This is a genomic window from Streptomyces sp. NPDC050504, assembly GCF_044458065.1.
Classification (GTDB): domain Bacteria; phylum Actinomycetota; class Actinomycetes; order Streptomycetales; family Streptomycetaceae; genus Streptomyces.
This window is the reverse complement of sequence record NZ_JBITHO010000001.1, coordinates 594,416-615,465: the sequence shown is the minus strand read 5'-3', so window position 1 is coordinate 615,465 and position 21,050 is coordinate 594,416. Positions and strand designations below refer to the sequence as shown.

General features: G+C 73.1%; 18 protein-coding genes and 1 riboswitch. Of the genes, 5 read left to right on the top strand and 13 right to left on the bottom strand.

Annotated elements, in window-relative coordinates; translation table 11 throughout:
* Positions 1-26 precede the first annotated feature (26 nt).
* The 6 genes from ACIBNE_RS02640 to ACIBNE_RS02615 all read right to left on the bottom strand — a co-directional run bounded on the left by ACIBNE_RS02640 (position 27) and on the right by ACIBNE_RS02615 (position 7,182).
* Positions 27-800, bottom strand: coding sequence for an enoyl-CoA hydratase (locus ACIBNE_RS02640; RefSeq protein WP_399268693.1), 774 nt, complete (start codon positions 798-800; stop codon positions 27-29).
* Positions 797-1,762 (bottom strand): 3-hydroxyisobutyrate dehydrogenase, encoded by a 966-nt coding sequence (gene mmsB / locus ACIBNE_RS02635; protein WP_399270025.1) that lies wholly within the window; start codon positions 1,760-1,762, stop codon positions 797-799. Before mmsB ends, ACIBNE_RS02640 begins: the two co-directional genes overlap by 4 nt.
* Positions 1,763-1,848: 86 nt before the next feature.
* Entirely contained in the window at positions 1,849-2,961 is a 1,113-nt protein-coding gene (locus ACIBNE_RS02630) for an enoyl-CoA hydratase/isomerase family protein (RefSeq protein ID WP_399268691.1), read from the bottom strand.
* Positions 2,958-4,112 (bottom strand): acyl-CoA dehydrogenase family protein, encoded by a 1,155-nt coding sequence (locus ACIBNE_RS02625; protein ID WP_399268689.1) that lies wholly within the window; start codon positions 4,110-4,112, stop codon positions 2,958-2,960. The genes ACIBNE_RS02630 and ACIBNE_RS02625 overlap by 4 nt, the downstream gene beginning before the upstream one ends.
* A complete protein-coding gene (locus ACIBNE_RS02620) occupies positions 4,109-5,608 on the bottom strand; it encodes a CoA-acylating methylmalonate-semialdehyde dehydrogenase (protein WP_399268687.1) in 1,500 nt (499 codons plus the stop codon). The genes ACIBNE_RS02625 and ACIBNE_RS02620 overlap by 4 nt, the downstream gene beginning before the upstream one ends.
* 188 nt (positions 5,609-5,796) lie before the next feature.
* A riboswitch (cobalamin riboswitch) is annotated at positions 5,797-5,975 on the bottom strand.
* Positions 5,976-6,216: 241 nt separating this feature from the next.
* Positions 6,217-7,182, bottom strand: coding sequence for a pirin family protein (locus ACIBNE_RS02615; RefSeq protein WP_399268685.1), 966 nt, complete (start codon positions 7,180-7,182; stop codon positions 6,217-6,219).
* A gap of 91 nt (positions 7,183-7,273) precedes the next feature.
* Between ACIBNE_RS02615 and ACIBNE_RS02610 the strand changes: the two genes are divergently transcribed.
* Positions 7,274-7,627, top strand: coding sequence for a tetratricopeptide repeat protein (locus tag ACIBNE_RS02610; protein ID WP_399268683.1), 354 nt, complete (start codon positions 7,274-7,276; stop codon positions 7,625-7,627).
* A gap of 76 nt (positions 7,628-7,703) precedes the next feature.
* On the opposite strand, the gene ACIBNE_RS02605 is transcribed toward ACIBNE_RS02610, so the two are convergent.
* Both ACIBNE_RS02605 and ACIBNE_RS02600 read right to left on the bottom strand, forming a co-directional pair.
* Positions 7,704-10,004, bottom strand: a complete 2,301-nt coding sequence (locus ACIBNE_RS02605) for a glycosyl hydrolase family 18 protein (protein WP_399268681.1) — start codon at positions 10,002-10,004, stop codon at positions 7,704-7,706.
* A gap of 1,137 nt (positions 10,005-11,141) precedes the next feature.
* Positions 11,142-12,566 (bottom strand): dihydrolipoyl dehydrogenase family protein, encoded by a 1,425-nt coding sequence (locus ACIBNE_RS02600; protein ID WP_399268679.1) that lies wholly within the window; start codon positions 12,564-12,566, stop codon positions 11,142-11,144.
* A 12-nt stretch (positions 12,567-12,578) separates the two neighbouring features.
* Between ACIBNE_RS02600 and trxA the strand changes: the two genes are divergently transcribed.
* Positions 12,579-13,061: a thioredoxin gene (gene trxA / locus ACIBNE_RS02595; RefSeq protein WP_399268676.1), complete on the top strand. Its 483-nt coding sequence runs from the start codon at positions 12,579-12,581 to the stop codon at positions 13,059-13,061.
* A gap of 131 nt (positions 13,062-13,192) precedes the next feature.
* Here the strand turns inward: trxA and ACIBNE_RS02590 are convergent, their stop codons facing one another.
* The 3 genes from ACIBNE_RS02590 to ACIBNE_RS02580 form a co-directional block, all read right to left on the bottom strand.
* Positions 13,193-14,380, bottom strand: a complete 1,188-nt coding sequence (locus ACIBNE_RS02590) for a thiolase family protein (protein ID WP_399268674.1) — start codon at positions 14,378-14,380, stop codon at positions 13,193-13,195.
* Positions 14,381-14,528: 148 nt separating this feature from the next.
* Positions 14,529-14,801 carry a hypothetical protein gene (locus ACIBNE_RS02585; protein WP_399268671.1) on the bottom strand — a complete coding sequence of 91 codons (273 nt, stop codon included), beginning with the start codon at positions 14,799-14,801 and terminating at the stop codon, positions 14,529-14,531.
* 173 nt (positions 14,802-14,974) lie between these two features.
* Positions 14,975-15,997 carry a LacI family DNA-binding transcriptional regulator gene (locus ACIBNE_RS02580; protein ID WP_399268669.1) on the bottom strand — a complete coding sequence of 341 codons (1,023 nt, stop codon included), beginning with the start codon at positions 15,995-15,997 and terminating at the stop codon, positions 14,975-14,977.
* 153 nt (positions 15,998-16,150) lie between these two features.
* Here ACIBNE_RS02580 and ACIBNE_RS02575 point away from each other — a divergent pair, with 153 nt between their 5' ends.
* The 3 genes from ACIBNE_RS02575 to ACIBNE_RS02565 all read left to right on the top strand — a co-directional run bounded on the left by ACIBNE_RS02575 (position 16,151) and on the right by ACIBNE_RS02565 (position 18,821).
* Positions 16,151-16,852 (top strand): alpha/beta fold hydrolase, encoded by a 702-nt coding sequence (locus tag ACIBNE_RS02575; RefSeq protein WP_399268667.1) that lies wholly within the window; start codon positions 16,151-16,153, stop codon positions 16,850-16,852.
* Between the two features lie 87 nt (positions 16,853-16,939).
* Positions 16,940-17,143 carry a hypothetical protein gene (locus ACIBNE_RS02570; RefSeq protein ID WP_399270023.1) on the top strand — a complete coding sequence of 68 codons (204 nt, stop codon included), beginning with the start codon at positions 16,940-16,942 and terminating at the stop codon, positions 17,141-17,143.
* Positions 17,144-17,258: 115 nt separating this feature from the next.
* Positions 17,259-18,821 carry a flotillin family protein gene (locus ACIBNE_RS02565; protein ID WP_399268665.1) on the top strand — a complete coding sequence of 521 codons (1,563 nt, stop codon included), beginning with the start codon at positions 17,259-17,261 and terminating at the stop codon, positions 18,819-18,821.
* 6 nt (positions 18,822-18,827) lie between these two features.
* Here ACIBNE_RS02565 and ACIBNE_RS02560 read toward each other — a convergent pair whose 3' ends face one another.
* Positions 18,828-20,018 carry a glycosyl hydrolase family 18 protein gene (locus ACIBNE_RS02560; RefSeq protein WP_399268662.1) on the bottom strand — a complete coding sequence of 397 codons (1,191 nt, stop codon included), beginning with the start codon at positions 20,016-20,018 and terminating at the stop codon, positions 18,828-18,830.
* Between the two features lie 177 nt (positions 20,019-20,195).
* Positions 20,196-21,029 carry a TIGR02452 family protein gene (locus tag ACIBNE_RS02555; RefSeq protein WP_399268660.1) on the bottom strand — a complete coding sequence of 278 codons (834 nt, stop codon included), beginning with the start codon at positions 21,027-21,029 and terminating at the stop codon, positions 20,196-20,198.
* Positions 21,030-21,050 lie beyond the last annotated feature (21 nt).

Sequence of the window (21,050 nt, the reverse complement as noted above, 5' to 3'; positions counted from 1 at the left end):
TCGCCGCCCCGGCACACCGGGCGCGCTCAGCCGTGGATGAAGTGCGGCGGGCGCTTGTCCACGAAGGCGGACATGCCCTCCTTCTGGTCGGCGGTCGCGAACACCGCGTGGAACAGTCGGCGTTCGAACCGGACGCCTTCGGCGAGGGTGGTCTCGAAGGCCCTGTTCACGGCCTCCTTCGCCATCATCGCGACCGGCTTGGACATCTCGGCGACGGTCGTGGCGACGGCCAGCGCCTCCTCCCGCAGGTCGTCGGCGGGGACGATCCGGGAGACGAGACCGGCGCGTTCGGCCTCTTCGGCGCCCATGATCCGGCCGGTCAGGCACAGTTCCATCGCCTTGGCCTTGCCGACGGCCCGGGTGAGCCGCTGCGAGCCGCCGATGCCGGGGATGACGCCCAGTTTGATCTCGGGCTGGCCGAACTTCGCCGTGTCCGCCGCGATGAGGACGTCGCAGAGCATGGCCAGTTCGCAGCCGCCGCCCAGGGCGTAGCCAGCCACCGCGGCGACGGTCGGCGTGCGCACCTGGCCGAGGCGGTCCCACGCGGCGAACCAGTCGGTGAGGTACATGTCCAGATAGCTCTGCGGGCGCATCTCCTTGATGTCGGCCCCGGCCGCGAACGCCTTCGCCGACCCGGTGAGGAGGATGCAGCCGACGTCCGGATCCCGGTCCAGCTCCGCCACGGCCGCCACGACCTCCGTCATGACCTGGAGGTTGAGGGCGTTGAGCGCCTCGGGCCTGTTGAGGGTGAGGACGGCCACGCGGCCCTTGCGTTCCACCAGGACGGTCTCGTACGTCATGCGCGGGCTCCGTTCTGCGGTCGGGCGGCGGGCTCGGTGGGCTCGTCGGGCTCGGTGGGCTCGTCGTGCGGTCGGGCGGTCGGGGCGTCGTGCGGTCGGGCGGTGGCGGCGCCCCGGGGCCGCAGGGTGCGGACGATCGCCGAGAAGTCCAGGTCCGCGCCCTCGCCCTCGGCGAACGCCGCGTACATCTCGGCCGCCTTGAGGCCCAGCGGCGCTTCGACGCCCCCGGCCCGCAGGGCGTTCGCGGCGAGCCCCAGGTCCTTGGCCATGAGGGGCGCGGCGAAGCCCGGCCGGTAGTCGCGGTTGGCGGGGCTGGTCGGCACCGGGCCCGGCACCGGGCAGTTGACGGTGAGGGCCCAGCACTGACCGGACGCGGTGGAGGCCACGTCGTAGAGGGCCTGGTGGTCCAGGCCCAGGCTCTCGGCGAGGACGAACGCCTCGCCGACCCCGATCATCGAGACGGCGAGGATCATGTTGTTGCAGACCTTCGCGGCCTGTCCGGCCCCGGCGGCCCCGCAGTGCACGGCCTTCCTGCCCATGGCGCCGAGCAGCGGTTCGGCGGCGGCGAACTCCGCCGCCCCGCCGCCCGCCATGAAGGTCAGCGTGGCCGCCTCCGCGCCCACCACCCCGCCGGACACCGGCGCGTCCAGCGCGCGGTGCCCGGCCTCGGCGGCGGCCTCGTGCGCGGCCCGCGCGTCCGCCACGTCGATGGTCGAGCAGTCGACGAACAGGGTGCCGGGCCGGGCGGCGGCCAGGAGCCCCTGCTCGCGGTAGAGGGCCAGGACGTGGCGGCCCGCGGGCAGCATGGTGACGACCGCGTCGGCACCGGCGGCGGCGTCGGCAGCGGTGGAGGCGGCTTCGACCCCGGTGGCGCGGGCGGCGGCCAGCAGGTCGGGGACGAGGTCGAAGCCGATGACCCGGTGTCCGGCCTTGACGAGGTTGGCCGCCATCGGTCCGCCCATGTGGCCGAGCCCGATGAACGCGACGGTGCTGCTGGACGGTGGGACGCTGCCGGCTGCGGCGGTGCCACTTGTTGCGGCGGTGCTGTTCACCAGGCGACCTCCTGGGTCGGGACGGTCGCGGCGAGCATCGGCCCGTCCGCGTCGAGCGGGGCGAAGAACCGGTCCACGTGCGCGGGGGTGACGTCCTCCAGCGCAGCCGGGGACCAGCGCGGCCTGCGGTCCTTGTCGATGACCTGGGCGCGGATGCCCTCGACCAGGTCGGGCGAGGCCAGCGCCGCGCACGAGACGCGGTACTCCTGCTCCAGTACGCGCTCCAGCGGCCCGAGCCGCCGGGCGCCGCGCAGCGCTGCCAGGGTGACCTTGACGGCCGTGGGGGAATTTGCCAGCAGCCCGTCCGCCGCGGTCTTCGCGGCGGGGACGCCAGACGCCAGGAGCCGCGCGACGATCTCCTCGGCGGTATCGGCCCCGTAGCAGTGGTCGATCCACTCGCGGGCGGCATCGAGACCACCCCGCGGTGGCGGCGCCACGTGCCGTGCCAGCACGGTGCGCAGCGGGTCGGACGCCAGTTCCCGGGCCAGCGACGGCAGGGCCGACGAGGGGACGAAGTGGTCGGCGAGCCCGCACAGCAGCGCGTCCGCGGCTCCGACGGGCGCGCCCGTCAGCGCCAGGTGGGTGCCGAGTTCGCCGGGGGCCAGCGCGAGGAGGTAGGTGCCGCCCACGTCGGGGACGAAGCCGATGCCGGTCTCGGGCATGGCCACCTTGGAGCGTTCCGTGACGATCCGTACGCTGCCGTGGGCGGAGATGCCGACCCCGCCGCCCATGACGATGCCGTCCATGAGGGCCACGTACGGCTTGGGGTAGCGGGCGATCAGCGCGTTGAGCCGGTACTCGTCGCGCCAGAAGGCGGCCGACGCGGTGCCCGAGGTGCGGGCGTCCTCGTGGATCGCGCGGATGTCGCCGCCCGCGCACAGGCCCCGGTCCCCGGCGCCCTCGACGACCACCAGTTCGATCGCGGGGTCGTGCGCCCAGGCCGTCAGCGCCTCTTCGGCGCGGAGCACCATGGGGTGGCTGAGGGCGTTGAGCGCCTTCGGTCGGTTGAGGGTGAGGTACGCGGCACGGCCCTCGGTGCGCAGGAGGACGTGGTCGTCGGTCGGGGTGCCGCCCGCCGGGCTCGCGCCGGGCTTCGCGGGGTGGGTCATCGCAGGGCCTCCGTGAGTCCGCGCGCGACGATGACGCGCATGACCTCGTTGGTTCCTTCCAGGATCTGGTGGACGCGCAGGTCGCGGACGATCTTCTCGATGCCGTACTCGCTGAGGTAGCCGTATCCGCCGTGGAGTTGGAGCGCCGCGTCGGCCACCGCGTACCCGGTGTCGGTGGCGAACCGCTTGGCCATCGCGCACAGGCGCGGGGCCAGCGGATCGCCCGTGTCGAGGGCTTCGGCGGCCTGTCTGACCAGCGCGCGGGCGGCGGCGAGTTCGGTGGCCATGTCCGCCAGCCGGAACTGGAGCGCCTGCGCGTCCAGGAGCCGGCCGCCGAAGGCCTCGCGGGTGGCGAGGTGGGACAGGCTGCGGTCCAGGGCGCTCTGGGCTCCGCCGAGCGAGCAGGCGGCGATGCCCAGCCGACCGCCGTTGAGGCCGTTCATGGCGATGCGGAAGCCGTCGCCCTCGGACCCCAGGAGCCGGTCGGCGGGGACGCGCACGCCGTCGAGGACGACCTGGCGGGTGGGCTGGGCGTTCCAGCCCATCTTCCGTTCGTCGGGCCCGAAGGAGACGCCGGGGTCGTCGCGTTCGACGACGAAGGCGGAGATTCCGGCCGGTCCCGGCGCGCCCGTCCGGGCCATCACCACGTAGACGCCGGCGGCTCCGGCGCCGGAGATGAACTGCTTGACCCCGGTCAACACGTAGTGCCCGCCCTGCCGTTCGGCCCGGGTGCGCAGGGCGGCGGCGTCAGAACCGGCGCCCGGTTCGGTCAGGCAGTAGCTGCCCAGGGTCGCGGCGGAGCAGAGGCCCGGCAGATGGCGTTCGCGCTGGGAGCGGTCGCCGTACCGGTCGATCATCCAGGCGACCATGTTGTGGATGGAGAGGTACGCGGCGATGGAGGGGCAGCCGGTGGCGAGGGCCTCGAAGACGAGGACGCCGTCGCCCCGGCCGAGGGCCGAGCCGCCGTGTTCCTCGCGGACGTAGACGCCGCCGAGTCCGAGCCCGGCCGCCCGGCGGATCACGTCGACGGGGAAGTGCTTGTCCCGGTCCCAGGCGATCGCGTGGGGTGCCAGTTGCTCCTGTGCGAAGTCCAGGGTGACCTCGGCCAGGGCGAGTTGGTCCTCGGTGAGGGTGGTGGTCACGGCGCTCACCCCATCGTGGGGATCGTGAAGCTCGCGCCCTCCTTGACCCCGGCGGGCCAGCGCGAGGTGACGGTCTTGGTGCGGGTGTAGAAGCGGATCGAGTCCGGTCCGTGCTGGTTGAGGTCGCCGAACCCGGAGCGCTTCCAGCCGCCGAAGGTGTGGTAGGCGACGGGCACCGGGATGGGGACGTTGACGCCGACCATGCCGGTGTTGACCCGGCGGGTGAACTCCCGCGCGGTGTCCCCGTCCCTGGTGAAGATCGCCACGCCGTTGCCGTAGGGGTGCTCGCTCGGCAGCCGCAGCGCCTCCTCGAAGTCGGCGGCGCGGACGACGGACAGGACGGGGCCGAAGATCTCCTCCCGGTAGACGCGCATCCGCGGGGAGACCCGGTCGAAGAGGGTGGCGCCGGCGAAGAAGCCGCCCTCGTGCCCGGGAAGCGTGAAGTCCCTTCCGTCCACGACGAGTTCGGCACCTTCGTTGACGCCGATGTCGACGTAGCGCCGGACCCGTTCGAGGGCGTCCCGACTGACCAGCGGACCGAAGTCGGCCTCCGGGTCGTCGGAGCGGCCGATCTTCAGGGTGGCGATGCGGGCCTTGAGCGCGGCGACGAGCCGGTCGGCGGTCTCCTCGCCGACGGGCACGGCGACGGAGATGGCCATGCAGCGCTCCCCCGCCGATCCGTAGCCGGCCCCGATCAGGGCTTCGACGGCCTGGTCGAGGTCGGCGTCCGGCATCACGACCATGTGGTTCTTGGCGCCGCCGAAGCACTGGGCGCGCTTGCCCCGGGCGGCCGCCGCCGCGTAGATGTGCGCCGCGATCGGCGTGGAGCCGACGAAGCCGAGCGCCTGGACGCGCGGATCGTCGATGAGCGTGTCGACGGCCTCCTTGCCGCCGTTGACGACGTTGAGCACGCCCGGCGGCAGCCCGGCCTCCAGGAAGAGTTCGGCGAGTCGCAGCGGCACGGAGGGGTCGCGCTCGGACGGCTTGAGGACGAACGCGTTGCCGCAGGCCAGGGCGGGGGCGAGCTGCCAGAGCGGAATCATCGCGGGGAAGTTGAACGGGGTGATGCCCGCGACGACGCCCAGCGGGCCGCGCAGGGAGTGCACGTCGATGCCGGTGCCGGCGTTGTCGGTGAACTCCCCCTTGATGAGGTGCGGGACGCCCGCGGCGAACTCGACGACCTCCAGGCCGCGTTGCAGGTCGCCGTGGGCGTCGGCGACGGTCTTGCCGTGTTCGGCGGACAGCAGCCGGGCGAGGTTCTCCCTTTCCCCTTCTACGAGTTGCAGGAAGCGCAGCAGTACGCGGGCGCGGCGCTGCGGGTTCCACTGCCCCCAGTCCGCCTGCGCCTCCTCTGCGTTGGCGATCGCCTCCTCGGTGTCGGCGCGCCCGGCCAGGGGCACGTGCGCCTGGACGGCGCCGGTGTTGGGGTCGTGGACGTCGGCGAAGAGCCCGGACGTGCCGGTGGTGTGCTTGCCGCCGATGAAATGGGTGAGTTCACGGACCATGGGTGCCTGCTCTCGTCAGGTCGGATCCGGGGATGGCACGGCGGACTCCGCGGCGGCACCGCACAGGGCGCGCCGGGAGGGGAAGGGCCGTGGGGACTACGAGCGCGCGACGGTGTGCGCGTGCTCCGCCGGATCACCAGGGTCGTGGGTACGGACCGGTGCCATGCGTGTCTGCTCCATCCTCGTGGACAACACGGAACATCCGCGGCCGGTATCCTGACTCCCGGATCCCCGCGCGCCGCCCGCCTTCCCGACAGACCTCGTCAGTGGCGTGTGGATGGCAGCACGCTCCCCGGTCACAGTGGCGGGACCGTGCCGGATTCACACCGGCTTCCCTGCACCGCGGACCTTGTGCGACGAACATATAGTTGGACGTCCTAGTAAGTCCAGACCCACCTCCGCCGCCCGGCCGACCGCCGCGCGCCGCCGGAGTCGCCCCGGCACCGCACGGCGACCGGCCGGGGCGGACACACCGTGACTGGCCAGGGTCGGCACGCGGCGACCGACCGGGGTCGGCACACGGCGACCGGCCGGAATCGACACACCGCGACTGGCCGGGGTCGGCACGCGGCGACCGACCAGGGTCGCCGCATCGCGACCGGTCCGGGTCAGCGCGTGCGGCCGCGCGGCTTCAGGGCCACCGGCGGGAGCGCCGGGGCCGGGATCGGGGCCCCCTCGTAGCCCTTCACCTCGCCGAAGCGCGTGCCCTCCATCCAGTCGCGGCGGGCCTCCTCGATGTCCTCCTGGGACCGCCCGATGAAGTTCCACCACATGATCAGCTCCTCCTCGAAGGGCTCTCCGCCGAGCAGCATCAGGCCCGCGTCGGAGATCGCCCGCAGAGGGAGTTCGGTGCGGCCGCAGCCCAGGTAGAGCATCGAGCCGGGGAGCAGCGCGACCCCGTCGACCTCGGCCTCGCCGGACATGGCGAGCACCGCGTACTCGAAGTCGGGTTCGAGCGGCAGGCGCGCCTCGGCGTCCGCGGCGAGCACCAGGTCGGCCCCGACGATCGGGGTGTACGCGGTGCCGGGCGAGGTCGCGCCGTCGAGGGTGCCGAGGATGACGGTGGCGGTCAGGCCGGGAGCCGTGACGTGCGGGAGCCGCGCGTGGTGCTGGAAGTGCGGCTCGACCTTGCGGTGGGAGTCGGGCAGGGCGACCCAGAGCTGGGCGCCGTGCAGGTAGCGGCCGTGCCCCCGGGGGCTCTGCTCGGAGTGGCTGATCGCGCGGCCCGAGGTCATCAGGCCCAGCTCGCGCGGGCGGATGGTGGCCAGGCTGCCGAGGCTGTCGCGGTGCAGCACCTCGCCGTCGTGCAGCCAGCTCACCGTCTGGAGTCCCTGGTGGGGATGGGGGGCGACCTGCATGCCGTCGGCGCCCTCGATGTCCTCGGGCCCGTAATGGTCCACGAAACACCAGGCCCCGACCATGCGCCTGCCGAGGTTGGGCAGCAGCCTGCGGACCTCGGTGGACGTGCCGAGCTTGACGTTGCGCGGGGTGAGGAGCTCGCGTACCGGCTCCGCCACGACGAAGCCGCGGCCGCCGCAGACTGCGGGGGTCGGCTGGCGATCTAGGTTGCTCATGGTGCTCAACGTAGCGCCGTCGGGGGCCGGCCCGGGAGCCCCACGCGCGAAGTAGTGGAATGTTCAACGAGTGGTCGTTGTTGTGGCGGGCATGAGCGAGAACTACTACGACCACGGGACGGCCGCGGAGCGCTACGAGCGCGCCAAGCTCTTCTTCGACGCGAAGGAGTACGTCACCGCCGCCGGGATCCTCGACGGGCTGGTCTCCGAGGCGCCGGAGCAGGTCGCGCCGCGCCTGCTGCTGGCCCGCGCCTACTACCACTCCGCCCGCCTCGCGAAGGCCGAGCGCGAGCTGCTGGCCGTGCTGGAGCGCGACCCGGTGGAGTCGTACGCCCGGCTGATGCTGGGCCGCACCCTGGAGCGGCAGGGCCGCACGGCGGACGCGGCGCCGCACCTGCGGATGGCGGCGGCACTGTCGGGCGACTTCGGGGACGCGCGGCCGTGAACGGCGTCCGGGCCCGGGGGCACACCCCCGGACCCGGACCCCTAACTCACTCACTCATTCACTCAGGCCGGGCGCCTCAGTACTTCAGGCCCGTGTCCAGCGCGCTCATCAGCGCCCCGTTCGACGTGTCGCCCGACATCTCCCAGATGAAGCCGCCCAGCAGCCCCTTCGACTTGATCCACGCGGTCTTCTTCGCGATGGACCAGGGGTCGTCGAAGGTCCACCACGTGCCGCCCGCGCCGGTGTAGCCGTACGTCGAGACGGACTGCTCGTCGTGGTACACCGTCATGCCCGGATAGGCCGAGAGCATGTTGGAGTAGCCGCGGGTCCCCGCCTCCTCGGGGAACTGGCCGGGCGCCGCGCCGTTGGCCGACTGCCACTCGCCGTTGACGCCTCCGGCCGCGACCTCCTTCCAGCCCCGTCCGTAGAACGGGAAGCCGACGTTCAGCTTGCGCGGGTGGACGCCCGCGTCGGTGTAGGTCTTGATCGCCTTCTCGACGCTGAACTCGAAGGAGTACGGGTCCTGCGCGTCCCGGTAGAGGTTGGCCTGGTGGCCCGTCCTGTTGGGCTCCCAGGAGTTGTCGCTGCCCGCGCCGTGGAAGTCGTACCCCTGGACGTTGGCGAAGTCGAGGTAGTCGAAGATCTTCGTCAGGTCCCAGCCCGCTTCGATCTTCACGGGGTCGGCCGGGGTGAACGCGGTGAGCAGCTTGTGCTGTCCGCCGGTCGCGTCCAGCTGCTTGCGGAACTCGGCGAGCAGCGCGGTCAGGTTGGCCTTGTCCTCCGGCTTGTAGTGGTTGCCGGGGTGGCCGTCGGAGCCGGGCCACTCCCAGTCGATGTCGATGCCGTCGAAGACGCCCGCGCCGGTGCCGGGGCCGCCCGCGCCGTTGTAGACGGGCAGGTTGCCCTTGATCCAGGTGTCGACGCAGGACTTCACGAACTTCTCGCGCGATGCCGGGGTGGCCGCCGCGTCCGAGAAGAACTTGGAGAACGTCCAGCCGCCGAGCGAAACGACGACCTTCAGGTTCGGGTGCTTGGCCTTGAGCTTCTTCAACTGGTTGAAGTTGCCCCGGAGTTTGCCCCAGCCGTCGTCCGCGACGCCGTCCACGGACTGGGCGGCGGGGAAGGCCCGCCCGTAGTCCGCCTCGGCGTCACCGGCACCGGTCCCCTCGTCGGGGTCCTGCGGATTGCCCGACACGCCCTTGGTCACGCCCGCCAGGCAGGTGAGGTTGACCGGATCGACGTTCTCGAAGGCGTAGTTGATGACGTCGAGCTTGGCCGCGGCGCCCGAGGTGTCGAGGTTCTTCACGAAGTACTGGCGACCGTAGATGCCCCACTGCGCGAAGTAGCCGACCTTGAGCGACTTGCCGGGACCCGCGACGTCGTCGGTGGTGACGGTGAGGGCGTTCGAGGCGGGCGAGGCGTTGTCGGCGGTGTCGCGCGCCTTGACCGTGAAGGTGTAGGCGGTGGCGGGCGAGAGGGCGTCGACGGTGACGGACGTGGCCGGCGCCGCGACGGTGCGCACCAGGGCCGCGCCCTGGTAGACGTCGTACGCGGCCACGCCGACGTTGTCGGTCGACGCGTTCCACGCCAGGCTCACGCTGGAGGCGGTCTTGGCGGTGGAGCGCAACGCGCCGGGAGCGGTCGGCGGCTGCGGATCGGTCGACGGATCGACGGTCTTCACGGTGAACGGCGGGCTCTCGGGGCCCTTGTTGCCCCGGGTGTCCTTGGCGCGCACCGTGAAGGTGTAGTCCGTGGCGGGGGTGAGCCCGGTGACGGTCGCGGACGCGGTCGCGGTGGAGGCGACGACGGCCCCACCGCTCAGCACGTCGTACCCGGCGACGGGATAGTCGCCCGGGGACGCCGCGTTCCAACTCAGCGCGACCGTACGGGCGGTGACGGCCACGGCACGGGGCGCGCCGGGCGCCGACGGCGGCACGTCGGGGGTGCCGTCGCACTTGTCGCCGTTGACCGTACAGGCGGTGGGGGTGCCGACGGGTCCGTTGCCGATGAACCAGTAGCTGTACACGCCGGTGGTGCCGCCCGCCGGGACGGTGCCGTTGTAGTGGGCGTTCTTGACGGTGGCGTGGCGGCCGTTGACGGTGGCCTCGCCGTGGTAGTGACCTGTGACGGTGACCCCGGCGGGAAGGTCGAACTCCAGGGTCCAGCCGGTGACGGGCGCGGTGCCGCTGTTGCGGATGGTGTAGATGCCGCGCCACCAGGAACCGTTGTTCTCGCTGGTGAAGGTGGCGGTGAGGGTGCCCGCGGCATTCGCGGGCGGCGCGTTCAGCCCGACGAGGCCGGTGAGGGCGGCGAGCGGGAGGAGCAGGGCGACGAGGAACGCGGTGCGCCTGGGGATACGTCTGCGCCGGTGAGACATGGCTCTCCCAGTGGTCTGTGGGGGAGGTGCTGAGAATGGGGGTGACCGGCCAATCGCACCGTAGAAGGTCTGGACCACTGCGTCAACAGGCCCTACTTACAAGGCCGTTGAAGATTTCCGATGGCCGGGCCCGGTCGAACGCTGGGCAGGCCTTGCTCCTGACCTCGCGAAAGCGGGACGTCATTCCCCTTGAACCACCAACGCACACCCGACAACCGGGCGTTCCGGCTGCGAGTGCAAGATCAGTGAACCCCGGAACCGCCCCGCCCGTCGCCGCACGGGCGGAGCCTTGTTCGGTCACCGTCGGTTTGGACTGCGTCTGACTGTCAGAGTGGTGGAGAGTCAGGATCCCCGGCGGAAGTCGGCGCCCATGCCGACGGGGGGCCTACAGACGAGACGACCCCGCTGAACTCAGACACGTCCGTGCAGGATGATGACCACGGGAGGGGCGAGCGCAAGAACCCCGAGGGCCACGAACGGCAGCAATCCGATTCGTTCACCCTGTTGCCGCGCTCCAAGGAAGTAGCACAGGACGGACTTCGGCAGCCGCCGAAGGGGCCGTTTCTTGAACAGGCCGACTGATCGAGCACGATGCCGACCGTCGCCGCCTGGCACCTGCCCCACAGACGCCGAGGTACTGCCAGTAGATTCTGTTCCCGTCGGCTGCGGGCTCGTTCCCCACGACGTTGGGGATGCTCCGCAGTTGTGGCGAGACCGGTCGAACCGGTTGTCGTGCTCCCCGCATTCCGCGGGGGTGTCTTCCGGGCCATGCGGCCGACCGGAACGGCCGCCGTCATCTGACGGTGGCCGTTCGTCACCTCCCCTGGATGTCTTGGTGGTCGGGGTCGTAGAGCCGACGGCCTGAGGCGGCGCGAATCCACCTCGGTCCGATCGTGGGGGTTGCTGACCGCTGAAATCCGATTCGACCGGTCTCGCCTCGGTCGCGACCAGAATGGTCGCGACCGGTCTCACCTCAACTGATTGGGGGCATGCCGCTCCGGTGGCGCATGCCGTGAACCCGGCCCTCCGCCGTACGGGGGAGGTACTGGCGGGAGCATGCGGCAGGGCTCCCCCCTGGTCAAGAGCACCGACATCCAGGCGGCCGAAAATCCATTCCGCGTCCCCGCCGTTGTGCGCTCACCCCCGGTACGTCTCCAGCAGGCGCAGCCACACCTCGCTGATCGTCGGGTAGGCGGGGACCGCGTGCCACAGGCGGTCGATCGGGACCTCGCCGACGACCGCCACCGTCGCGGAGTGGATCAGCTCCCCCACGCCGGGGCCGACGAAGGTGACGCCGAGCAGGACCTCGCGGTCCAGGTCGACGACCATGCGGGCGCGGCCCCGGTAGCCCTCCGCGTAGAGGCCGGCGCCCGCGACCGCACCCAGGTCGTAGTCGACCGCGCGCACCCGGGCGCCGCTCGCCTCGGCCTCGGCGAGGGTGAGGCCGACCGAGGTCGCCTCGGGGTCGGTGAAGACCACCTGCGGGACCGCCGCGAGGTCGGCGGTCGCGCTGTGCGCGCCCCAGCGGTCGGTTTCGAGCAGCGGGACGCCCTGCGCGCGGGCGGCGATCGCGGCGCCCGCGACGCGCGCCTGGTACTTGCCCTGGTGGGTGAGGAGGGCGCGGCGGTTGACGTCCCCGACCGCGTACAGCCAGTCGCTGCCCTCCACCAGGCAGCTGTCGTCCACGCTCAGCCATGCGCCGGGCTCCAGACCCACGGTCTCCAGGCCGATGTCGTCGGTGCGCGGGGCACGGCCCGTGGCGAACAGGATCTCGTCCGCCTCGATGCGCTCGCCGTCCTCCAGCACGGCGGTGACGGGACCGCCGGCGCGCTCCAGCGCGGCGACGGACACGCCGGTACGGACGGTGGCCCCGGCCTCCGTCAGCGCCTCGGCGACCAGCTCGCCGGCGAACGGCTCCATCTTCGGGAGCAGCCCCTCCCCCCGTACGAGCAGCGTCACCCGCGCGCCGAGCGCCTGCCAGGCCGTGGCCATCTCCACGCCGACGACCCCGCCGCCGACCACGATCAGCCGGTCGGGGACCTGCTGCGCGCTGGTCGCCTCGCGGCTGGTCCAGGGGCGGGCGTCGGCGATGCCGGGGAGGTCGGGGAGCACGGCCCCGGAGCCGGTGCAGACGGCGACGGCACGCCGCCCGGTCAGGACGTAGTGCTCGCCCTCGGGGGTGGTGACGGCGACCTTGCGGGTGCCGTAGAGGCGGCCGTGGCCCCGGTAGAGGTGGGCGCCGATCGATTCGAGCCAGCCGACCTGGCCGTCGTCCTTCCAGTGGGAGGCGTAGTCGTCCCGGTGCGCGAGGACGGCGGCGGCGTCCAGCGGGCCCTGCACGGACTGGCGCAGTCCGGGGACGCGGCGGGCGTCCGCGCGGGCCGCCACGGGGCGGAGCAGCGCCTTGCTGGGCATGCACGCCCAGTAGGAGCACTCGCCCCCGACGAGCTCGCTCTCGACCACGGCGGCGCTGAGGCCCGCGGCCCTGGCGCGGTCCGCCACGTTCTCGCCCACCGGGCCCGCGCCCAGCACCACCACGTCGTACTCCACTGATTCGGTCATGGGCACAGTCTTATGCCGGGTGTGGGAAGGGGCCAGACGGGCATGCGGAATAGGTCGGCCGCGGGCGCCGTTGTGCGGGGCACGGCTACCACTCGGAGAACCCGGGACAGCACGAGGAAGAGGACACAGGACATGGCAACCGTCGAGCTCACGAAGGAAAACTTCGACCAGACGGTCACGGACAACGAATTCGTCGTCATCGACTTCTGGGCCGAGTGGTGCGGTCCGTGCCGCCAGTTCGCGCCGGTATTCGAAAGGGTGTCCGAGAAGCACGGGGACGTGGTGTTCGCGAAGGTGGACACGGAGGCGCAGCCCGAGCTGGCGGCGGCGTTCGAGATCCGGTCCATCCCCACGCTGATGGTCATCCGCGAGAACGTCGCGGTGTTCGCCCAGCCCGGGGCGCTGCCCGAGGCGGTCCTGGAGGACGTGATCGGGCAGGCGCGGGGGCTGGACATGGACGAGGTCCGCAAGTCCGTGGAGGCGGCGCAGAAGTAGGGGGTACGGGGGCGGAGGCGGGGGACGCGGCGCGCCAACGCCCCCGCCGCGGCGACGCCCCCCGCCGCACCACCGCTCCGCGGCGCGCCACCGCCCGCGCCGCGCCACCACCCCCGCCGCGCCGACGCCCCCTACCGCTCCAGCACCAGCGCGATCCCCTGCCCCACTCCGATGCACAGCGCGGCCACCCCCACCCCGCTTCCCGCCTCCGCGAGTTGGCGGGCGACCGCTCCCGCGAGTCGTGCGCCCGACGCGCCCAGGGGGTGTCCGATCGCGATCGCGCCGCCCCGCGGGTTCACCACGGACGGGTCCAGGGAGGGCCACTCCGCCAGGCAGCCCAGCGCCTGCGCGGCGAACGCCTCGTTCAGTTCGAAGACCGTCAGGTCGGCGAACGAACGGTCCGCCCTCGTCAGCGCACGCCCCACCGCGTCCACCGGACCCAGCCCGAAGAGCTGGGGCTCGATCCCGGTCACCGCGGACGTGCGGATCCGTGCCAGCGGCTCCCGGCCCGTCGCGCGCAGCCCGTCCTCGTCCACGAGCAGCAGCGCCGCGGCGCCGTCGTTGAGCGGGGAGGCGTTGCCCGCCGTCACGGTCCCCCCGTCCTGCCGGAACGCGGGCTTCAGCCGACCCAGCGCCTCCATGGACGTCGTGTCCCTGACGCACTCGTCGCGCGCCAGGTCGACGCCGGGCAGCGGCACGACCTCGTCCTCGTACAGCCCCTTCTGCCACGCGGCGGCCGCCTTCTGGTGGCTGGCCAGTGCGAAGGCGTCCTGCTGCTCCCTGGAGATGCCGTGCTTGTCGGCGATCAGCTCGGCGCCCTCGCCGAGGGCGACCGTCCACCGCGCGGGCATCTTCGGGTTGGTCATGCGCCAGCCGAGCGTCGTGGAGTACATCTGCTGGTGCCCCGCGGGGAAGGCCCGCTCCGGCTTCTGCATCACCCACGGCGCCCGCGACATGGACTCCACGCCGCCCGCGATGGCGATCGACGCGTCGCCGAGCGCGATGGCCCGCGCCGCCTGCACGACCGCCTCCAGGCCCGAGCCGCACAGCCGGTTGACCGTCACGCCGGGGACGGTGACGGGCAGGCCCGCGAGGAGCACCGCCATCCGCGCCACGTCGCGGTTGTCCTCGCCCGCACCGTTCGCGTCGCCGAAGACGACGTCGTCGATGCGGGCCGGGTCGAGTTCGGGCGTCCGGTCCACGAGCGCCTTGACGACGTGCCCGGCCAGGTCGTCGGGGCGTACGGAGGCCAGGGCTCCCCCGAACTTTCCGATCGGCGTGCGGACGGCGTCGACGATGTAGACGTCGCGGATGCTCATCGGGTGTCTCCCAGCGCAGCGGTTCGGTCCGGTCCGGCCGCCCCGGCCGCGGGTGCCGGGAGCGGGTCGCGCCCCCGGCGGACGGTGGTCCGCCGGGGCACCCGCCGAGTTTCTGCCGGACTCACACCGCTGTCAACGGATCAACCGATCATTCGTTCGGTGCTCCGGCCGCGATCCGCACGGTCAGTCCGTAGTCCAGTTCGGCGCCGTCCACGAGCACCGCCTCGACCGTGCGCGTCAAGGGGTCGATGTCGGCCTCGAACCCCTCGCCCACGTACCGGGGGTACCCCGAAGCACCCGTCTCCCCGGTGGCCGTCACCACGGCCGAGCGCAATGCGGTCGCCGGGTCGGGCGCGCCGGTGCCGCCCCGGGGGAAGCCGGGCACCAGCAGGATCTCGAAACTCCGCGGAACAGTCGTCATGCAAGCGACGCTAGGCACCCGGGACCCGCTCCGCACCCTCACGTACGGCACACGCCTGTACGGCCCCGCCCGCCGCACGGGCCTTGTCACCGTACGGGCCTCGGCCGCACGCACCCGCACGGCACGCACCCGCACGCACCCGCCCGCGCCCCGCGCCCTCGTGCCGCCGCGTCTCAGCTGGAGTCGCGCGGCACCGCCACCGCCGCCATCAGGTCGTGCTGTTCCACCGCGCCGCCCGGGTCGCGCACCACCCGGTCCACCAGCTCCGCGAGGTGTCGGCCCGTCACCATGTCGACCGCGACCGTGCTGAGCCTCGGGCGCAGCAGACGGCCGAGCAGCAGGTCGTCCGCGCCGACGACGGCCGTCTCGTCCGGCACGGCCACGCCCGCGTCCTGGAGCGCGCGCATCAGCAGCATCGCGTACTCGTCGTTGTACGCGAACACCGCGTCGAGCCCCGCATCGCGCCAGCGCGCCGCGAGCCGCGCCGCCGACTCCTCCTCGTACGCGAGCGGCAGCGCCTCGACCCGCGCTCCCGTGCCGGCGACCGCCCGCCGCGCGCCCTCCAGGCGCGGGCCGGAGAACATGTCGAGGCCGGGCTCTTCGGGGACGACCACGCCGATCGCGGTGCGGCCGCGCGCGAGGAGGTGCTCCACCGCGCAACTCCCCACCTTCCGCTGGTCCATGACGAGGGAGTGGGTGCCCGGCACCCGCTGCGGGCCCAGCGATATCACGGCCTTGGCGCCCGAGCGCTTCAGCAGCGCGATGCCCTGCTCGGTGAGCGGCGTCTCGCCGAGCGACACGACCGCGACCGGGCGCAGTTCGGCCCAGGCGCGCGCCGCCTCGTCGGAGCCCATGCCGAGGCTGCCGTACTGCACGACGGTGTAGTCGAGGCGGCGCATCGCCCACTGGAGGTCGTTGAGGAAGCGGCTGTAGAGCGGGCCGACCGGGACGTGCGCCGTGGGGAGGAGCACCATGCGGGTGTGTCCCGCGCGCAGGCTGCGGGCGGCGGCGTGCGGGACGTAGCCCAGTTCCTCGGCGGCCTCCCTGACCCGTCTGCGGGTGGGCTCGCTGATGCGCACGGCCGAGGTGTTGTTGAGCACGTAGCTGACGGTCGCCCGCGAGACGCCGGCCAGTCGTGCCACGTCGGCGCTGGTCGGAACGGGGCGTTCGGGGGACTGCTTCGGTGTCTGGCTCATCGCGGAAGGCATCCTCCCAGAACTCCGCCCCCCGGGGTCTGGCGGTTGGCCGGATTGCGGTGCTACAACGGGACGGGACAAGCATTGACACGTGTCATCACACGCGTGTCACCGGGCGGTAGGATCCGAGTCCGAAACACGGAAGGCTTCCTCGTGCGACTCCACACCCACACCTGGGGCACCGGCGACCGCGTCGCCCTCCTGGTCCACGGCATCATGGCCGACCACCGCACCTGGCGGCGGGTCGGCCCGGCCCTCGCCGACCTGGGCTACCGCGCCGTCGCCGTCGACCTGCGCGGCCACGGCGCGAGCGCGCGCGGCGAGCGCGCCGACTACGTGCCCGAGCGACTGGCCGACGACCTCGTCGACACGTTCCCCGACGGGGTCGAGGTCGCCTTCGGGCACTCGCTGGGCGGCCTCGCGCTCTCCCTCGCGGTGGAGCGCCTGGCTCCGCAGCGCGCGGTGTACGTGGATCCGGCGTGGCGCCTCGCGCTGGGCGAGGGGGTGAGCGTCGACATGTTCGCCGAGTTCAAGCACGCCACCCGGGGAAACATCCGGATGCTCAACCCGCGCTGGGACGAGGAGGACGTGGACATCGAGGTGGCCACGCTCGCCGCCTGGGACGAGGAGAGCGCGCGGGCCCTCACGCCGTACTCGGACCGGGACCTGGCGCCCGCCTCGCCCGCCGTCAAGTCCCTCGTGGTCCTCGCCGATCCGAGCACCCTGGTCCCGGCGCGGGCCGCCGCCGACCTGGTGGAGCGCGGCTTCGAGGTGCGTACCGTCAAGGGCGCGGGGCACACGATCCAGCGGGACGACTTCGACGGGTTCATGGCCTCGCTCGACGGGTGGGTCTGACCTCCCGGTCACCCGCGGGAGGCGGGGCGGGTCCGAGGCCGCCCCGCCGGGTACGCTCCCGCCATGGATGCCGGGGCGGACGAGTCGATGGTGGGACTGCTGGGCCGGGTCACGGGCACGGTGGGACCCGGGCTCGTCGGCGAGGTGATCGTACGGATCAGGGGCGGCGCCGAGCACTTCCTCGCGTACCCGGCGGCGGCGCAGGAGCGCTTCGAGACCGGCACGCTCGTGACGGTGGTCGACCACCTGCCGCCGCGCACGGTCTACGTCACTTCCGCGTACGGGAGTTGACCCTTCGTCACAGATGTGGAACGGCGCCGCGCAGCCCTCTTCTCGGTCGGTCCCGCGCGGGCGCACACTCCCGTTCGACGGTGCCGCGCGGGCACCGCGCACAGGGGGTGTGCCGATGTTCGTCGGTGTGGTCGCGGGGGCCGGACTCCTCGCCCTGCTCGTGATCGTTTCTCTCTTCAAACTGATGTGGCGGGTGGCCGAGCCCAACGAGGCGCTCGTCATCTCGGGCTCCAAGCACCGGACCGAGGGCCTGGGCCAGGGCATGGGGTTCCGGATCGTCACCGGCCACGGCACGCTCGTCATGCCGGGCGTGCAGGCCGTCAGGAAGATGTCCCTGGACCTCAACGAGACCCAGCTGTCGGTCGACTGCGTGACCCACCAGGGCATTCCGCTGCGGGTGCGGGGCGTCGTCATCTTCAAGGTCGGCGACGACTTCATCTCCATCGCCAACGCCGCGCGCCGCTTCCTCGACCAGCAGAAGCTGATGTCGGAGCGCGTCCACAACGTCTTCGCCGGCCATCTCCGGTCCATCGTGGGCGGGTTGACGGTCGAGGACATGATCCGAGACCGCGACAAGCTCACCGGGCAGGCCCGCGCCGCCTGTGGGACCGAGATGGAGAAGCTGGGCCTGATCGTGGACTCGCTCCAGATCCACGAGATCGAGGATCCCACCGGCTACATCAAGAACCTCGCCATGCCGCACGCGGCGGCCGTGCAGCGCGACGCCCGCATCGCCCAGGCCGAGGCCAACCGCCTGGCCACCGAGGCCGAGCAGCAGGCCGCCGCGCGGATGTCCGAGGCGACCAGGGACAGCGAGATCCTCCAGGCCGGGTACCAGGCCGAACGCGACAAGGCGGCGGCCGCGGCCCGTCAGGCGGGGCCGCTCGCCGACGCGGGCGCCAGGCAGGAGGTCGTCGTCCAGGAGACCCGGGTCGCCGAGCTGGAGGCGCACCGGCGCGAACAGCAGCTCCAGGCGGACGTGCGCAAGCCCGCCGACGCGCAGGCGTACGAGAAGCGGACCCTCGCGGAGGCCGAGCGCGACGTGCGCATCTCGGCGGCGCAGGCCAAGGCGCGGGAGACCGAGCTGGCGGCGGCCGCCGAGGCGACCCGGGTCAAGACGGCGGCCGCCGCCGAGGCGGAGGCCACCGAGCGGCGCGGCGCGGCGGCCGCGACGGCGACCAGGGCGACCGGTGAGGCGGAGGCGGCGGCCGCCGAGGCCAAGGGCCTCGCGCTGGCGTCCGCGACCAGGGCGAAGGGCCTCGCGGAGGCCGAGGCGATCAAGGCGAGGGCCGCCGCGCTGGCCGAGAACCAGGAGGCCGTGGTCGCCCAGCAGCTCGCCGAGAAGTGGCCCGAGATCGTGGGCGCGGGGGCGTCCGCGTTCGGGAACGTGGACCACATGGTGCTGTTGAACGGCGCGGACGGGATGTCGGAGATGTTCGCGAAGGCGCTGACCATGGGCGGTACGGGCCTCGGGCTCGCGCGGCAGTTGCTGGGCTCGTTGAACCAGAACGGGCAGGCGCCCGCGCCCGGTCGGCAGGGCGACGGCGCCGACGCTCCCGTCCCGGCCGCGGCTCCGGCTCCGGCCGCGGCGGTGAACCTGGTACCGGTCCCCGCCCCGGCCGAGCGGATCCCCGTCGGAGACGATCAGGAGGAGAGCGCCGACACGCCGTCCGCGTAAGGGAGTTCAGTCCCGCGCGAGCTCCGTCCACATCGCCGGGTCCTCGAAGTTCAGCGCCCACAGGCCGGTGTTGCGCACGCCGTGGCGGCGCAGCACCGCCAGGTGCGCGGCGACCCCGCGCCCGTCCTGGTACCAGACCTCGCGGCGGACGCCGTCGTCGTCGTACGTGAAGTGGGGCGTCCCCGACTCCGGGTCGAGGCGGTAGGGGGCGCCCACCTTTCGGCGCAGCTCCTCCGCCTCCTTCCACGTGACGTGCCGGGCCCGCGCCCCGCCGTCCGCGGCCCAGTCCCAGCCGTACGCGGGCAGCGCCATCTCCAGCTTGTCGCGCGGGATCGCCTCGGTGGCGCGGCGCAGGATCTCGTCGTACCAGCCGACGGAGGAGAGCGGTCCTGGCGTGCCGCCCGACCAGTGCAGGTTGTACGCCATGATGCGGACCCGGTCCGCGGCCCTGCCGAGCGCCGGGTAGTCCCAGACGCGCCCGGTGCCCGCGGTCTTGGGCATCACGGTGCTGATGCACTGCTTGCGCAGCTCGTGCAGGGCGCGGCAGAGGTCGGTGACGAGCGCGGTGTAGCCGTCGCGCACCGCGCGGTAGTCGGCGTCCCCGGTGGTGGCGATGGTCTCGTAGTCGAGGTCGATGCCGTCGTAGTCGCGGCTGTTGACCACCCGCAGCAGCTCGCCGACGTGGGCGGCGCGCGCGGTCGCGCTGGTGAGGATCGCGCCGAGCGCGCCGGGCTTCATGCCCTCCATGACGGTCGGCACGACCTTGATGCCCGCGCGGTGCAGCCCGTCGATGACGCGCCGCTCCCCCGCGCCCGGGTGCGCGTCGATGCGGTCCGCCGCGATCGCCTCGTACCAGAAGGGGCTGACGGTGTGCAGCTGGTCGGCGTGGCGCAGGGCGTCGCGGTAGGCGCTGTCCTGGTTCCAGTACGGCAGCCAGGCGGAGGTGGTGCGCTTGGTGGGGGCTTCCTTCGCGGGGGCGTCCTTCGTGGGGGTGCCGTCGGCCCGGGTCCCGGCGGTCGGCGCGTCCCCGGCGCGGTTTCCCCCGGCCGGGTCGTCCGCGATCAGCACCTCCGGGGGCGGGGCCTCGCCCGCGGGGGCCGGGACGGCGTGCTGGAGCGCGCCCGCGGGCATCGGGGCCGCGGCGAGGACGGCGGCGGCGACGGTCGCGGTGAGCGCGGCGCGGAATCTGAGCGTCATGGACCGAGCCTCGCGGCCCGCTCCCGGGGCCGCGCTGCGGGCTGGGCCGTACAGGTGCAGCGGTCACCCCTGCCCGTCAGGACACCGCCCGACCGGGCTACCGGGCTACCGGGCTACCGGGCTACCGGGCTACCGGGCTACCGGGCTACCGGGCTACCGGGCTACCGGGCTACCGGGCTACCGGGGAGCGGTACCCGCGAACACCCGCTCGAACGCCGCCAGCGTCGGGGTCCCCTCGGCCCGGTCGAGGATGCCGAAGACGACCTCGTCGAAGTGGGCGGCGAACCGCCCCTCCCCCGTCAGCAGGGCCCGGAACGCCTCCGCGACCCGCGCGGGGTCGTTGCGGAACACCCCGCAGCCCCACGCGCCGAGCACCAGCCTGCGGTAGCCGCAGGCCGCGGCCGTCTCCAGGACGCGCTCGGCCCGCGAGTCGAGTGCGGCCGCGATGCGCGGCCCCGCCGCCGGGTCGCGGCTGAGCAGCTGGCCCGCGTTGGGCGCGGGGGACGTCAGGAACCCCACGGTGTACGGGGTGTCCAGGAGCCGTCCCCGGTCGTCGCGGTAGACCGGCACGCCGGGCGAGTGGATCACGCGGTCCGTGTACGCGAGGTCGGGGTCCGCGCGGTGGTGCTCGTAGTACTCGGGGGCGCGCAGCAGGGTCGTGTAGAGCGCGGACGAGCGACAGAGCGCCTCTTCCTGCGCCTGTGCGCCGCGCAGGTATCCGCCGCCCGGATTCCGGGCGGACGCGAAGTTGAGCACGGCCACGGCGCCGGGCGCCCCGCGGACCATCCGATGGGCGGCGGCGAGGCTGCTCTCGTCGGTGACGGTGATCGTCGTCGTGCGGTCGCCGTCCGGAGTGACGGCGACGGGCTCGGGGCCGTACAGCCTGGTCCCCGCGGTGGCGGCGGCCAGCTCCCGGCCGATCCCGACCTCCCGGCCGTCCGGCGTGCGGTAGCTCCCGGACTCCGCGATGATCTCGTTGTGGCGCGCGATCTCGCGCAGTCTGGCGCTCATCGGCGCTCCCCCGTGTGGTGC